The sequence below is a fragment of the Actinoplanes sp. NPDC023714 genome, assembly GCF_040639855.1.
GTDB lineage: Bacteria > Actinomycetota > Actinomycetes > Mycobacteriales > Micromonosporaceae > Actinoplanes.
In genome coordinates, this window is record NZ_JBFAAR010000004.1 from 144,419 (window position 1) to 158,144 (window position 13,726).

12 protein-coding genes and 1 pseudogene are annotated in these 13,726 nt (G+C 72.9%); 9 read left to right on the top strand and 4 right to left on the bottom strand.

Going from position 1 to position 13,726, the window contains the following annotated elements; translation table 11 throughout:
- Window positions 1–182: 182 nt before the first annotated feature.
- Window positions 183–1,919 carry a DEDD exonuclease domain-containing protein gene (locus AB0G10_RS19985; protein WP_360923438.1) on the bottom strand — a complete coding sequence of 579 codons (1,737 nt, stop codon included), beginning with the start codon at window positions 1,917–1,919 and terminating at the stop codon, window positions 183–185.
- Between the two features lie 97 nt (window positions 1,920–2,016).
- Between AB0G10_RS19985 and AB0G10_RS19990 the strand changes: the two genes are divergently transcribed.
- From AB0G10_RS19990 to AB0G10_RS20015, 6 genes are all read left to right on the top strand, one after another.
- A complete protein-coding gene (locus tag AB0G10_RS19990; RefSeq protein WP_360923441.1) occupies window positions 2,017–3,363 on the top strand; it encodes an NYN domain-containing protein in 1,347 nt (448 codons plus the stop codon).
- A gap of 97 nt (window positions 3,364–3,460) precedes the next feature.
- Window positions 3,461–3,601, top strand: a complete 141-nt coding sequence (locus AB0G10_RS19995; protein ID WP_360923444.1) for a hypothetical protein — start codon at window positions 3,461–3,463, stop codon at window positions 3,599–3,601.
- 19 nt (window positions 3,602–3,620) lie between these two features.
- Entirely contained in the window at window positions 3,621–4,865 is a 1,245-nt protein-coding gene (locus AB0G10_RS20000) for a M48 family metallopeptidase (protein ID WP_360923447.1), read from the top strand.
- Between the two features lie 28 nt (window positions 4,866–4,893).
- Window positions 4,894–6,024: a glycosyltransferase family 4 protein gene (locus AB0G10_RS20005; protein WP_360923449.1), complete on the top strand. Its 1,131-nt coding sequence runs from the start codon at window positions 4,894–4,896 to the stop codon at window positions 6,022–6,024.
- Between the two features lie 188 nt (window positions 6,025–6,212).
- Window positions 6,213–8,180, top strand: coding sequence for an ATP-binding cassette domain-containing protein (locus tag AB0G10_RS20010; RefSeq protein ID WP_360923452.1), 1,968 nt, complete (start codon window positions 6,213–6,215; stop codon window positions 8,178–8,180).
- Window positions 8,181–8,223: 43 nt separating this feature from the next.
- The gene (locus AB0G10_RS20015; protein ID WP_360923455.1) at window positions 8,224–8,577 is read left to right on the top strand and encodes a thioredoxin family protein; all 354 of its coding nucleotides are present in this window, start codon (window positions 8,224–8,226) and stop codon (window positions 8,575–8,577) included.
- On the opposite strand, the gene AB0G10_RS20020 is transcribed toward AB0G10_RS20015, so the two are convergent.
- The gene (locus tag AB0G10_RS20020; RefSeq protein WP_360923458.1) at window positions 8,517–9,758 is read right to left on the bottom strand and encodes an MFS transporter; all 1,242 of its coding nucleotides are present in this window, start codon (window positions 9,756–9,758) and stop codon (window positions 8,517–8,519) included. The two genes, AB0G10_RS20015 and AB0G10_RS20020, sit on opposite strands and share 61 nt — an antisense overlap.
- Window positions 9,759–9,826: 68 nt before the next feature.
- Between AB0G10_RS20020 and AB0G10_RS20025 the strand changes: the two genes are divergently transcribed.
- Entirely contained in the window at window positions 9,827–10,330 is a 504-nt protein-coding gene (locus AB0G10_RS20025) for a MarR family transcriptional regulator (protein ID WP_360923461.1), read from the top strand.
- A 224-nt stretch (window positions 10,331–10,554) separates the two neighbouring features.
- On the opposite strand, the gene AB0G10_RS20030 is transcribed toward AB0G10_RS20025, so the two are convergent.
- Window positions 10,555–11,220, bottom strand: a complete 666-nt coding sequence (locus tag AB0G10_RS20030; RefSeq protein WP_014441555.1) for a response regulator transcription factor — start codon at window positions 11,218–11,220, stop codon at window positions 10,555–10,557.
- Window positions 11,221–11,227: 7 nt separating this feature from the next.
- Complete coding sequence (locus AB0G10_RS20035; protein ID WP_360924950.1) at window positions 11,228–12,844, bottom strand: sensor histidine kinase; 1,617 nt, start codon at window positions 12,842–12,844, stop codon at window positions 11,228–11,230.
- Window positions 12,845–12,972: 128 nt separating this feature from the next.
- On the opposite strand from AB0G10_RS20035, the gene AB0G10_RS20040 reads away from it, so the two are divergent.
- Together AB0G10_RS20040 and AB0G10_RS20045 are read left to right on the top strand one after the other, a co-directional pair.
- Window positions 12,973–13,425: an SRPBCC family protein gene (locus tag AB0G10_RS20040; RefSeq protein WP_360923464.1), complete on the top strand. Its 453-nt coding sequence runs from the start codon at window positions 12,973–12,975 to the stop codon at window positions 13,423–13,425.
- A 27-nt stretch (window positions 13,426–13,452) separates the two neighbouring features.
- Window positions 13,453–13,725 (top strand): annotated as a pseudogene (locus AB0G10_RS20045) (hypothetical protein); the annotation flags it as partial.
- Between the last annotated feature and the right edge of the window lies 1 nt (window position 13,726).

The window sequence follows — 13,726 nt, forward strand, 5'->3', positions numbered from 1 at the left end:
CCGGACACCCCCTCACCGATCGTGTAAGCCCGTCCCCGATAGCGAAGCACCGAGGCGGCTGATCGCCAAAGGCATCAAGCCGCCAAATGAGGTGAATCACCACGAGGGTCGCGCGTGCCTTACAGCCTAAGCGAGCGAGCGTCATCCGAACGGTCAGTTACCGATAGGCGAACGGACGAGTCTTATGCCGAAGATGCGGTCTCGGCCCTGGTGAGGAGTGCGGAGAAACGCGCGGCGCCACGAACCGGTGACACCCAGTCGCCGACGGTTTCCACCAAGCGGGTGTCGGGGCGTTCCAGCCACGCCAGGATCCGCTCGGTCTCCTCGGCCGACGCGGCGTGCACCGGGCCCGGTCCGGGAAGGACCGTCTCGGCCGTCATCCGCGCCATGTCGAGGGTGGGCCGGGGGTGCACCCGGGGCGGCGAGGTGGCCGCCGCGGCGAGCCGGCCGTGCCGCACCACCGCGATCTCCCAGCCCCCCTTGTCGTCGCGGCGGGCCGCCACCACCTCGCTCATCCGGGTGAGCGCCTCCAGCTTCTGCATCCGGATGAGGGCGCGCAGCAGGGCCACCAGGCGGGACCGGACGGTCGCGGCCTCCTCATAGCGCTGGCCGCCGGACAGCACGTCGATCCGGGACATCAGGGCGTCGATGACCGGGCCGGGATCGCCCGAGGTGGCCGTGCGGAACGGGAGGGCGGCGGTCACGTCGTACGCATGGGGGCTGATCTCGTGCTCGCAGGGTGCCGGGCATCTCCCCAGCTCGGCCAGCGCGCAGGCCGGCGTCTTGGTCTTGAGCGAGAGCTTGTGGTTGCACTGGCGCAGGGGAACGGCGTCATAGACGCCCGCGGCGGCGAGCTCGGCGGTCCGGCGGGAGGAGAAGGGCCCGAGGTACGTCGCACCGTCCTCAGCGAACCGGCGCACCACCGAGAGACGGGGATAGGCCTCCGCCGTCAATTTGAGCCAGACCACCCGTTCCGGATATTTCGACCTTCGATTGTACGGCGGAGCGTGTGACGCGATCAGCCGCAGCTCCCGGACCTCGGCCTCGAGCGAGTGGGCGCACTCGACCGCCTCGACCCGGACCGCGGCGGTGAGCATCTCGGAGATCCGGGCGCGTTTCTCGGCGGCCGTGAAGTAGCTCCGGACCCGGGTGGCGATGTCCTTCGACGTGCCGACGTAGAGCGGGCGGTCGTCGGCGGCGCGGAACAGGTAGACCCCCGGCACGTGCGGCAGGCCGTCGGCCAGGTGTCTCTGCCGGCGCTGGGCCGGGGTCACCGCCTTCGCGAACTCGACGGCGTCGCCCAGCGTGTGCACCCGGAAGCTGCCGAGCCGCTCGATCAGGCCGTGCAGCACGTCGACCGTGGCCTTCGCGTCGTCGAGCGCCCGGTGGTTCGGCTCCACGGACGAGCGGAAGAACCGGGCCAGCGTGCCGAGTTTGCGGTTGGGCACCTCGTCCTTGGTCAGCGCCCGGCGGGCCAGGGCCGCCGTGTCGAGCACCCGGATCTGCGGCCAGGGGTAGCCGTGGCGGGCGCAGGCGGCCTTGAGGAAGCCGACGTCGTAGGGCGCGTTGTGGGCCACCAGGACCGCGCCGCGGAGGAACTCGAGCAGGGCCGGCAGCACCGTCTCGATCGGCGGCGCGGGCCGCAGCATCGCCTCGGTGATGCCGGTCAGGACGGTGATGAACGGCGGCAGCGGGACACCGGGGTTGACCAGCGTCGCGAACTCGCCGAGCCGCTCGCCGGACCGCACCTTGACCGCGCCGATCTCGGTGATGCCGGCGCCGTCCGGGGCGCCTCCGGTGGTCTCCAGGTCGAGCACCACGAACGTGGTGTCCGCGAGGGACACGGCCGCGGGGTCGACCGATCCGTCGGCGGTCAGCAGCGTGTCCAGAGTGCCCTGCACGTAGGCCGGTTGTGTCACGGGCGGACACCTTAGCCGGGGGGTATGACAAGCCCGTTTGAAAAGATCACTTCTTCTCCGGAGGCCAATCGGTCTTGCCCGGTGTGAGAATGGGGAGATGTCCGCCCCGCAGGTACCCGACGACAGGCCCGAAGACTTCGTGCCTGAGCCGGTGCTGCCCGAGGCGGTCCGGCAGCGGATCATGGTGCTCGCGGCGGCCGCGCTGCCCGGTCTCCCGGCCGACGAGGTTCCGGTGCCGCTGCGCCGGGTGGCCCGCTTCGCGCCGAACCGGCGGGCCCGCCTCGGCGGGCGTGACATCGCCGCCCAGCTCGTCGCCGACCCGCTGTTCCGGCAGCGGATCGGCGCCCGGATCATCGACGAGGCCGGTGACCTCGGCGCCGCCGTGACCAGCGGGGTCGCCCCGGCCGCCGCGGAGCCGGTCGAGGTGGCGGCGCTGGCCTACCTGGCCCGGCCGGACGGCTGGCGCGACCTCATCGAGGCGGCCGGCGACGCGGTCCGCGCCGAGGCCGACAACGCCGCGATCGCCGAGCAGGTGCGCGCCGCCGAGCAGCGCGCCGTCCGCGCCGAGCACGACCGGACGGTGGCCCGGGTCGAGGCCGACAAGCTGCGCGACGAGCTCGCCCGGGTCCGCGAGGAGCTGGGCCAGGTGCGCGAGGAGGCCCGGTCCGCGGGCAAGGCGCTGCGCGAGGCGCAGGCCGCCCAGAAACGGGCGGCCGACCTGCTCGCCACCGAGAAGGGCCGCGCCGCGCGCGCCGCCCAGGACCACGAGACCGAGGTACGCCGGCTGCGGAGCCGGCTGGCCGACGCCGAGGCCGCGGCCGCCACCGGCAAGCAGGCGGTCAAGGACGCGCGTGCGGTCGACGACGCCCGGCTCTGGCTGCTCCTCGAGACGATCGGCCAGGCCGCCTCGGGCTTGCGCCGCGAGCTCGCGCTCGGCCCGACCGACAAGCTCCCGGCCGACTTCGTGGCCGACGCCGAGGCCGACCGGCCCGGCGCGCCCGAGCGGTCCCGGGCCCGCGCCCAGGACACCGACGACCCGGGCCGGCTCGACCAGCTGCTCGCGCTGCCCCGCGCCCACCTGGTCGTGGACGGCTACAACGTGACCAAGCGCGGCTTCGCCGACATGTCCCTGGAGCAGCAGCGCAAGCGGCTGATCACCGGGCTCGGCGGCATCGCGGCGCAGACCGGCGACGAGATCACCGTGGTCTTCGACGGCGCCGAGCGGGTGCACGGCCTGCCGCCGGCGCCGCGCGGGGTACGGGTCCTCTTCTCCCGCAAGGGGATGACCGCCGACGAGCTGATCCGCCAGCTGGTGCGGGCCGAGCCGCCCGGCCGGCCGGTCGTCGTGGTCTCCTCCGACCGGGAGGTCGCCGACGGGGTGCGGCGGCACGGTGCGTACCCGATGGGAGCGGATTCCCTGCTGCGAAGGCTCGCGCGGACGTAAAACTGTCATACCCCTCGCTTAGCGTGACCGTATGATCATTGATTGCGGTCGTTGCGCCGAACGCACTGACGAGTGCAACGGATGTCTCGTCAGCGCGTTGATCGACACTCCGGACGGCCTCGCCGACCTGACACCAGGCGAGTTGCGGGCGATCGAGACGTTCGAGCTGGCCGGGTTCGAGGTGGAGCTGCTGGAGACCCCGCCCCCGCCGGTCATGGTCCGCAAGCACGTTGCGTGATCATGACTAGGATCGAATGATGACGCCGAGACAGTGGGCGGTCGTCGCGCTCGCCGTGCTGCTCGTCGCCCTGGCCGCCCTCGCCTACGCCCGCGTGCCGTGGCGGCGGGCCCCGGCGCCCCGGGCCGACCAGCTCGACGCGCTCGGCCGGCTCGACGCCGAGAGGGTCGCCCGCGGCCGGCGGTTCCACGCCGAGCTGCGCCCCGCGCGATACCTCGCCATGGCGGTGGGCCTGATCGCCGCGCTGGTGCTCGGCCTCACCCCGGCCGGCGCCCGGCTGGTCGAGCTGACCGGCGACCACTGGCTGACCCGGGCGGTCCTCGGCGGCCTGCTCGTGATCCTGGTGACCGAGCTGGTCACGCTGCCGATCGCGATCTGGCGGCACACCGTCGTGGTGCGCTACGGCATCTCCACCCAGAGCTGGGGCGCCTGGGCCGCCGACCTGCTGAAGTCGTACGCCGTGGGCGCGGTCCTCGGCGCGCTCGTGCTGGCCGGCTTCTTCACGATCACCCACTTCGCGCCGGACTGGTGGTGGGCGTTCGGCGCGGCCGGCGTTGCCGTTCTCGTGGTGCTGCTCTCGTTCGTGCTGCCGGTGCTCGTCGAGCCGATCTTCAACCGGTTCACCCCGATGCCCGAGGGCGCGCTCCGGGCCGACCTGCTCGCCCTGGCCGAGCGCGACGGCGTCCCGGTCCGCGACGTGCTGGTGGCCGACGCCTCCCGGCGGACCAGGGCGGTGAACGCCTACGTCTCCGGGCTGGGCCCGACCCGCCGGATCGTCGTCTTCGACACGATGCTGACCGAGGCCACCCCGGACGAGGTCGTCTCGGTGACCGCGCACGAGCTCGGCCACGCCAAGGACGACGACGTGCTGACCGGCACCCTGATGGGCGCGCTCGGCGCCGCGGCCGCGGTCGTCGCGCTCCACCTGCTCGGCTCCTGGACCGCCCTGCTCGACCTGGCCGGCGTCGACTCGATCGCCGAGCCCCGCGCGATCGGCCTGCTCCTCGCGATCAGCTCGATCGCCGGGCTGGTCGCCGGCCCGGCGCAGGCGTTCGTGTCCCGCCGGGTCGAGGCCCGCGCCGACACCCACGCGCTCGACCTCACCGGCGACCCGGAGACGTTCGAGGCGATGCAGCGCCGCCTCGGCACGATCAACCTGGCCGACCCGGATCCGCCGCACTGGGAGCACGCCCTGTTCGCCTCCCATCCGTCCACGGTGCAGCGGATGGCTGCTGCCCGCGCCTACGCCCGGGGCGTCCGATGACGGCCGCCCGTTCCCGGAAGGTCCGCTGATGGCCCGCACCCTGCTCGTCACCAACGACTTCCCGCCACGGCCGGGCGGCATCCAGCAGTTCGTGCACAACCTCGCGGTGCGGCAGCCGGCCGGGTCGGTCGTGGTCTACGCGTCGCAGTGGCGGGGGTCGGCCGCGTTCGACGCCGAGCAGCCGTTCGAGGTGGTCCGGGAGGACACCCAGGTCCTGCTGCCGACCCCCGGTGCCGCCCGCCGAGCCGCGGAGATCGCCCGGGCGAACGGCTGCGACACCGTCCTGTTCGGGGCGGCGGCGCCGCTCGGGCTGCTGGCCCAGGGCCTCCGGAAGGACGCCGGGATCGAGCGGGCCGTCGGCATCACCCACGGCCACGAGATCGGCTGGGCGGCGCTGCCCGGCGCGCGGACCCTGCTGCGGCGGATCGCCCGGGGCAACGACGTCATCACGTACCTCGGCGAATACCAGCGGACCCGGCTCGACCGCGCCCTGCACGGGCTCACCGACCTGCGCCGGCTCGCGCCCGGCGTCGACGTCGACGCGTTCCACCCCGGCGTCGACGGTTCCGAGGTGCGCAAACGCCACGGGCTCGACGGCCGGCCGGTCGTCGTCTGCGTGTCCCGGCTGGTGCCGCGCAAGGGCCAGGACATGCTGATCCGGGCCATGCCGCAGATCCGCCGCCGGGTGCCCGGGGCGGCGCTGCTGCTGGTGAGCGGCGGGCCCTACCGGAAGACCCTGGAGCGGCTGGCCCGGGAGAACGGCGTCGAGTCCGACGTGGTCTTCACCGGCTCGGTGCCGTGGGGCGAGCTGCCCGAGCACTATGCGGCGGGCGATGTGTACGCGATGCCCTGCCGCACCCGCGCGGCCGGCCTCGACGTCGAGGGCCTCGGCATCGTCTACCTGGAAGCCTCGGCCACCGGCCTGCCGGTCGTCGGCGGCGACTCGGGCGGCGCGCCGGACGCGGTCCGGGAGGGCGAGACCGGCTTCGTGGTCGGCGGCGCCGACGTGCGGGCCATCGCGGGCCGCGTCGTCGACCTGCTGAGCGATCCCGAGCGGGCCCGGGCCATGGGCGCGGCCGGCCGGGCCTGGGTGGAGGACGAGTGGCGCTGGGAGAAGCAGGCGGCCAGGCTGACCGCGCTGCTCGACGGCTCGCACTGACGCCCGGGCACGCTCGCACTGAGGCACGGGCACGCTCGCACGGGCGACCGGGCACGCTCGCACCGGCGCCCGGGCACGCTCGCACTGAGGCACGGGCACGTGAGTGAGCCGGAATCCGGTGGACACCGTGTCGTGCGGCGGCGTAGGACTACAGGCAGACGGACCCCTCCCGACCGGAGGCCGCGCCGATGCCGGACACCGACAAGCCCAGCACCGACCAGCCCAGCACCGCCAAAGCCAGCGAAAACAAGCCCTCCGAATCCCCGCCGGAAGCCGCCACGCTGCTCGAGTCCGAGGACGACGGTGAGCTCGATCTCCCGTATTGGCTGACCAGCACCGAAGAGGCGGCCAACACCACCTTCTTCCAGATGATGCGCCGCCTCCCGCGCCTGCTCCGGGAAGCCTGGCTGCTGGCGTGGCGGGCCGGCCGGCGTACCACCGCGGCCGTCCTGGTCCTCCAGCTCGGGTCGGGCGCCGCCGCCGCACTGGGACTGATCAGCGTCGTCGGGGTGTTCGACGGGTTGCTCCAGTCCGGGCCGACTCCGGAGCGCGTGCGGGCCGCCGTACCCTCGCTGTTGGTCTTGATCGTGACCCTGGCCCTGCGTGCGGTGCTCACGTCGGCGGCGGCGACCGCGCAGGGACATCTGGCGCCCAGGGTCTACGAGGCCGCCCAGATGCGCCTGCTCGACCTCACGACCCGGGTCGATCTCGCCACCTTTGACGACCCGGAGTGGCGGGACTCGATGGAACGGGCCCGGGATCGCGGCATCTACGCGGCGCAGCAGATGGTCGACTTCGGTATCGGGGTGCTCACCAATGTGGTCGGCCTGGTCGTGGCCGGCGGTGTGCTCGCCGTGCTGCATCCGGTGCTGCTGCCGCTGCTCGTGCTCGCGGCGGTGCCGACCGGATGGGCCGCCGTGCGCGCGGCACGCGTCGGCTATCGCAGCCGGTTGAGGCTCGTCGCCGTCTGGCGGCGGCATCACATGCTCGCCGAGCTGCTGGCGGCGCGGGAACCGGCCGGGGAGTTGCGGGCCTTCACCGTACGCGGGTTCCTGCTCACCGAGGTGGCGAGGCTGCTGCGGATCACCACGGTGGAGGAGATCCGGGTGGTGACCCGCTCGGTGCGCAGCAACCTGCTCGGCCAGGCGCTCAGCGGGCTGCTCACCGGGCTCACCTACGCGGTGCTGCTCTGGCTGCTGTGGACCGGCCGGATGGAGCTGGCCGCCGGGGGAGCGGCCGCCTACGCCATCAACATCGGCATCGGACAGCTGCGGGAGCTGGCCTTCTCGGTGAACCGGGTGTACGAGCAGGGCCTCTACTTCTCCGGCTTCCAGGGCTTCTGCGAGCTGTCCGAGCTGCGCGCCGAGCCGTCGCCGGACCGCCGGGCGCCGGCCCGGTTCGGCGAGATCGTCCTGGACGGGGTGACGTTCAGCTATCCGGACGCGACCCGCCCGGCCGTCGACGACGTCAGCCTCACCCTGCGCCGCGGCGAGATCATCGCGCTGGTCGGGGAGAACGGCTCGGGCAAGTCGACGCTCGCCGCGGTGCTGGCCGGGCTGTACCGGCCGCAGCGGGGGACGGTCCGCTGGGACGGCGCCGACGTGGCCGGCCTGCACCCGGACTCGGTGCGGGACCGGGTCGCCGTGGTCATGCAGGAGCCGACCCGGTGGCCGCTCTCGGCCCGGCTCAACATCGCGATCGGCCGGCACGACCGGCCGGCCTCGATGGAGCAGGTGCGCGCGTCGGCCCGGGCCGGGGACGCGCACGACTTCGTGATGGAGCTGCCGCGCGCCTACGAGACGCTGCTGTCCCGGCACTTCACCGACGGGGCCGACCTCTCCGGCGGGCAGTGGCAGCGGCTGGCGGTCTCCCGCGCCTTCCACCGCGACGCGCCCCTGCTGATCTGCGACGAGCCGACGGCGAACCTGGACGCCCGGGCCGAGCACGACGTCTACCAGCGCCTGCGCGAGCTCGCCTCGGGCCGCACTGTCGTCCTGATCACGCACCGGATGGCGAGCGTGCGCGAGGCCGACCGGATCTACGTGCTCGACCACGGCCGGGTCGTCGAGGAGGGCGATCACGACGAGCTGATGGCCGAGGACGGCCTCTACGCGCAGCTGTTCACGTTGCAGGCCAGCGCCTACCAGTCGGCCTGACCCCGCGGTGGTCACTCCGGGCGACGCCGGTCACGCTTGAGGGATGGACCCCAACGGTACGAGGATCGACCCGGCTCTGCTGCGCCGGCTGGGCGTGACCGGGGCCCCGGCGACGCTGCTGCAGTTCTCCACGGCGTTCTGCGCGCCGTGCCGGGCCGTGCGCCGGGTCAGCGCCGAGGTGGCCGCGCTGGTGCCGGGCGTCCAGCACGTCGAGGTGGACGCCGAGAGCCATCTCGACGAGGTCCGCGAGCTGGGCGTCTCGCGTACCCCGACGCTCTTCGTGCTGGACGCCGGGGGCCGGGTCGTGAAGCGGGCCACCGGCGTCCCGGCGAAGCCTCACCTGATCGCCGCGGTGGCCGGGGCGCTGTCCTCCGGGACCTCCGCCGCCGAGGGCTGATCGGCTCCCGCCCGGGTCAGCCTCCGGGTGCCGGGGATCAGCAGCTGGGAGGCGGTCGCCAGGAACAGGACGGCGGCGCAGCAGGTCATCACCCGGTCGGTCCCGAAGTGGGCGGACAGCGGGCCGGCCAGCGCGTTGCCGATCGGCATCGCCAGGAACGACGTCACGTAGTCCCAGGACGCGACCCGGCCGAGGATCCGCTGCGGGACGTTGTCCTGGATCGCGGTCTCCCAGGCCACGTCGTAGAAGAGCAGGCCCGCATAGCCGGCCACCGCCCCGGCGAGGACGGCCCAGAGCACGCCGGGCCAGACGTACGCGAGCGCCCACAGTGGCATGAGCATCAGTGCCAGCCAGCCCGCGCGCAGCAGCCGCCGCGGCCGGAACCGCATCCCGAGCGCGGCGCCGAGGAAGCCGCCCAGGCCCTCGGCCGCGTAGATCAGGCCGACCGCGTGCGCGCCGCCGAGCCGCTCCACCGCGATGACCTGCACGAGCACGAGGATCATGCCGTTCGCGATGTGGTAGACGGTGGCGCCGAACAGGCCGCCCATGAGCCAGTCGCGGGTGCGGATCTCCTTCCATCCGGCGGCGAGCTCGGCCAGCATCGGCGACCGGGGACCACGCTCCGCCCGTACCGAAATCATCGCCGCCGCAACCAGCGACAGGAGGAAGCTGAACGCATTGGCCGCGAAGCCCGCGGCGCTGCCCGCGGCAGCGACGGTGATCCCGCCGAGGGTGGGTCCCGCGATGCCGCACGCGGTCTGCAGCATGCTCAGGGTGGCGTTCGCGGACTGGCGGCGCTCGACCGGCACGAGCAGCGGCTTCAGCGCGGTCATGGCCGGCGAGAAGAAGCTGCCGGCCGCGGCCGAGACGACGGTGAGCGAGCAGAGCAGAGCCAGGTGGTAGCCGCCGGTCGCGAACATCGCGGCGATGCCGGCGGTGGCGAGGAAGCGGACCAGGTCCGAGGCGACCATGACGCGCTGCGGCTGGAGACGGTCCGCCCACACCCCGCCGAAGAGGGTGCCGATCAGCAGCGTCACGACCGACGACGCCATCACGAGGCCGAGGTCGCCCGCGCCGCCGCCGGTCGTGACCACCGCGACGGCGAGGGCCACGGTCTGGAATCCGTTGCCGAGCCAGGAGAGGGCCTGGCCGGTGGCGAGGAGCCGGAAGTCGCGTGTCATGACGGAGAAAGTAGTTCACCGTCTAACTATTAGCAATCGAATAATCAGAGACATGGCAGAATCGGGGCATGGACCGAGACAGCGTGGATGCCCACGTCGACCGCTGGTCGTCGTTCTGGAAGGACGAGCCGGCCTTCGACCCCGAGGTCGAGGGCGCGCTGATCCGGATGATCCACATCCAGCGGCGGCTGCGGCGGGAGGACGTCGCCGCGTTCGCCGGGAGCGAGGACTTCACGCTGCAGGACTACAAGACCCTGCACGCGCTGATGGTGCAGCCGTGGCCGACCGAGGCGACGCCGGCCCAGCTCGCCGAGGCCGCGAACGTGACCAGGGCGGCGATGACCAGCCGGCTCGACCGGCTCGCCGCGGCCGAGCTGATCACCAGGGAGGTCGACGAGGTCGATCGCCGCCGCGTCCTGGTGCGCCCCACGCAGAAGGGGCGGGAGATGTGGAACAAGTACATCTTCGAGGGCATCGAGCGGGACAAGCAGGTGATGAGCGCCCTCGACCGGGACGAGCTGGTGGAGCTCAACGCCCTGCTGCGGAAAGTGCTGCTGTCCCTGGGGGAATGACTTCCTCAGCGTTTTCCGCGGGGGATGTCCCGGGGCGCGTCTCCGGGATTGATATCCCGGGGCGCTCCGCGGGGGACGTCCCGGAGCGCTCCGCGGGGGATGGTTCGGGGCGCGGAGACACCGGGACTCGTCGCTGCGTGGCCTATCTGGCGTTCCGGAGGCTGAAGCCGCGAAACGCCGAAAATGTCTGATTCATCCGCGTGGGAGCGTTCCCACGGTATCAGTCAGAACTTCGGGGCGTCCGGCGCCTCGAGCAGACCCAGCCGGAGCGCCGTCATCAGCGCCTGCGCCCGGTTGGCCGCGCCCAGCTTCTCGTAGAGCTTCGAGATGTGGGTCTTCGCGGTCGACTCGGAGACGAAGAGCTGCTTCGCGATCCCGGCCACGCTCATGCCGTCGGCCAGCAGGCGCAGGACCTGACCCTCGCGCGGGGAGAGCTGCGGGCCGGACGGGGCGAGCCGGCGCTTCATGGCCTCGGCCAGGTCGGCGGCGGTGAACGCGCTGGGGGCGGAGGCGGCGTGCCGGGCGGCGGCCACGACCTCGTCGGCGGGGGCGGTCTTCGGGACGAACGCGCTGGCCCCGGCCTCGAGAGCGCCGAAGAGCTGGTCGTCGCCGGCGTACATGGTCAGGACCACGATGCCCATGTTCGAGTTGTTCTTGCGCAGTGCCCGGGTGGCCTCGAGACCACTGCCGTCCGGCAGGCGCAGGTCCATGATCACGACGTCCGGCTGCAGGGCGCCGGCCTGGCGCACCGCCTCCGCCGCGGTCGCAGCCTCGCCGACGACCTCGAACTGCCGGTCGCGCTCGAATGCGTGTCGCAGCCCTTTGCGGATCAGGTCGTGGTCGTCGACTAGCAGGACCTTGGTGCGCCCGGTCGGCGCAGGAGTGGTCATGGTCGGGTTACTCCCCTTCTGGAGCGGAAACACTCTCCCGCACGCTATCGCGCCGAGGCGGTGTTCCGAGCACTACGGCGACGGTTGTCCCGCTCGGGTGTCGCGGCGTGATCTTGAGGCGACCTCGGATGCGTTCGGCACGCTCGGCCATGATGGTAAGGCCGTAACGGCCGTCGGGGCGCTCGTCCGCGAACCCCTTGCCGTCATCGGACACTTCGATCTCCGCGTAGGGCGGGTCGACGGTGCAGGTGACCCAGAGGTTGGACGCCCCGGCGTGCTTGCGGGCGTTGGTGATCGCCTCCTGCGCGATGCGCAGCAGCTCCGCCTCGGTCGCGGCGGGCAGCCGGGCCGTCGACTCGTCGAACGTGAAGTGCACCCGCAGGCCGGCGCTCGTGCCGAGGGTCCGCGCGTATTCCGCGATGGCGGCCGCGAGACCGCCGTTCCGGTCGACCTCGGAACGCAGCTCGAACAGGCTCAGCCGCAGCTCGGTGATCACCCGGGTCACCTCGCCGCGCAGCGTGCGCAGCTCCTCGGCCGTCTCCTCGGCGCCCTCCGGCAGGGTGGCCTGGGCGTTGTCGATGCCGTAGCCGACCATCACCAGCTCCTGGGCGACCCCGTCGTGGATCTCCCGGGCCAGGCGCTGGCGTTCCTCGTTGGTGGCGAGCGAGCGGACGTCGTCGAAGAGCAGCGCGGCCTCGAGTCGCAGCGCGGCCGGGCCGGTCACCTCGGTCACGGCCTGGACCACCGACGACGGATAGGCCCCCGCCGCGTCGGTTTCCAGGATCACCAGCCCGATCGTACGAACACCGGCCACCAGCGGGACCACGAGCGAGGAAGCCTCGCCGCCGGAGTGCGTGCGCGCCTGCGACCGGTTGGCGCCCTGCGGTTGCTGGGTGGCCCACGCATCCGCGATCGCCGAGTCGGCGTCGAGGGTGACCTCCCAGTCGACCCGCTCGGCGCCGCGCTGGGCGAGCACCACGAGCCGGCCGCCGCCGCTGGCCGAGAGCACCGCGGTCCGGTGGCCGGGGGCGACCGCGTGCAGCTCCTCCAGCAGGTGCTCGGAGATGCCGCCCGGGTCGAGCGTGGCGCCCGGCAGCGAACGGGCGACGCTGCGCAGCTGGGTGAGCAGGCGGGTGGCCTCGGCGTAGGGCTGCGGGGTGGGCTCCGGCGGCTGCAGCAGCTGGCGCATCGTCTCGGCCGCGAACGTCACGATCGCGCCGAGCACCAGCCACTGCCCGCAGGCCGCGACGTAGCCCGGCTCGTCCCACGACCCGGAGATCAGGCCGCCGGCGACCATGGTGGCCGCCGCGACGCCGAGCAGCACGGGTCCCTCGGTCGAGCGACGGTGCAGCGCCGCGGTGAGCAGCGGCACGGCGAGGTAGGGCAGCACCGCCTCGGCGCCGAACCCGGCGTCGACCCGGCCGATCGTGTCGGCCGAGGCCGCGATGAAGCCGGCCGCGAGGCTCGTCACGACCACCTCGGCGGCCCGGCCGGCGGGCGCCCAGAAGTGGTGCTTGGGGACGGCGAAGGCGGGCACCGCGGCGACCGCGAGCAGGGCGATCCAGCCCAGCTGCCTCGGGTCGTCCGTCGCGGTCAGGGTGAGCACGGCGACCAGCACGAGCATCACGACACGCGCGACGGCTTCGGCGGGGCGCAGGCGCGCGGGACCATTGGCTTGGGCTGGCACGGAACGGATGGTATCGGGAGGGGCCGACATCGCCCATCCTGATGCGGGCCGAGTAGCCTCCCAGCATGGCCGACACCTCGACGCAGTCGATTCAGATCCATGCGCCGCTGGCTCGCGTGGCCGCGGTGATCTGCGACTTCCCGCGCTACCCGGAGTGGGCCGAGTCGATCAAAAAGGCCGAGGTGGTGGAGGAGTACGAGGACGGGTATGCCGCCCAGGTGCGCTTCGCCATCGACGCGACCGTGCTGGTCGACGAATACACGCTGGAATACGCGTATGCCGACGACCTCTCCCGCATCGAATGGCACCTGGTCGAGCCGTCCAAGACCCAGCGCTCCCAGGACGGCTCCTACGATCTGGTCGAGGCGGGCGACGGCACGACCACGGTGACCTACTCGCTCGCCGTGGACCTGGCGATCGGCATGCTCGGCATGTTCCGCCGCAAGGCCGAGAAAGTGATCATGGATACGGCGTTGAAGGAGCTCAAGCGCCGCGTCGAGAGCCTGCCGGCGGCCTGACCGGCCCCCGGCGACGAGGAGGGCGAAATGGCCGGTTCCGCACGCGAAGAGGCCGAGCGCCTGGTCGCGACATTCCTCGCGATGGCCTCTTCCGAACGTCCGGACCTCGTCAGCGGCCTGGCCGGCATGCTGCACGGCGCCGGCTCCTGGTCCACCGGCAGCGCCGAATGCTGCGTCTGCCCGCTGTGCCGGGTGATCGCCGCCGTCCGCGACCCCAACCCGGAGACCGCCGAACGCCTGGCCACCAGCGCCGGCGAGATAGCCACCGGCGTGGCCGGCCTGATGCGCGCCTTCTCCTCGA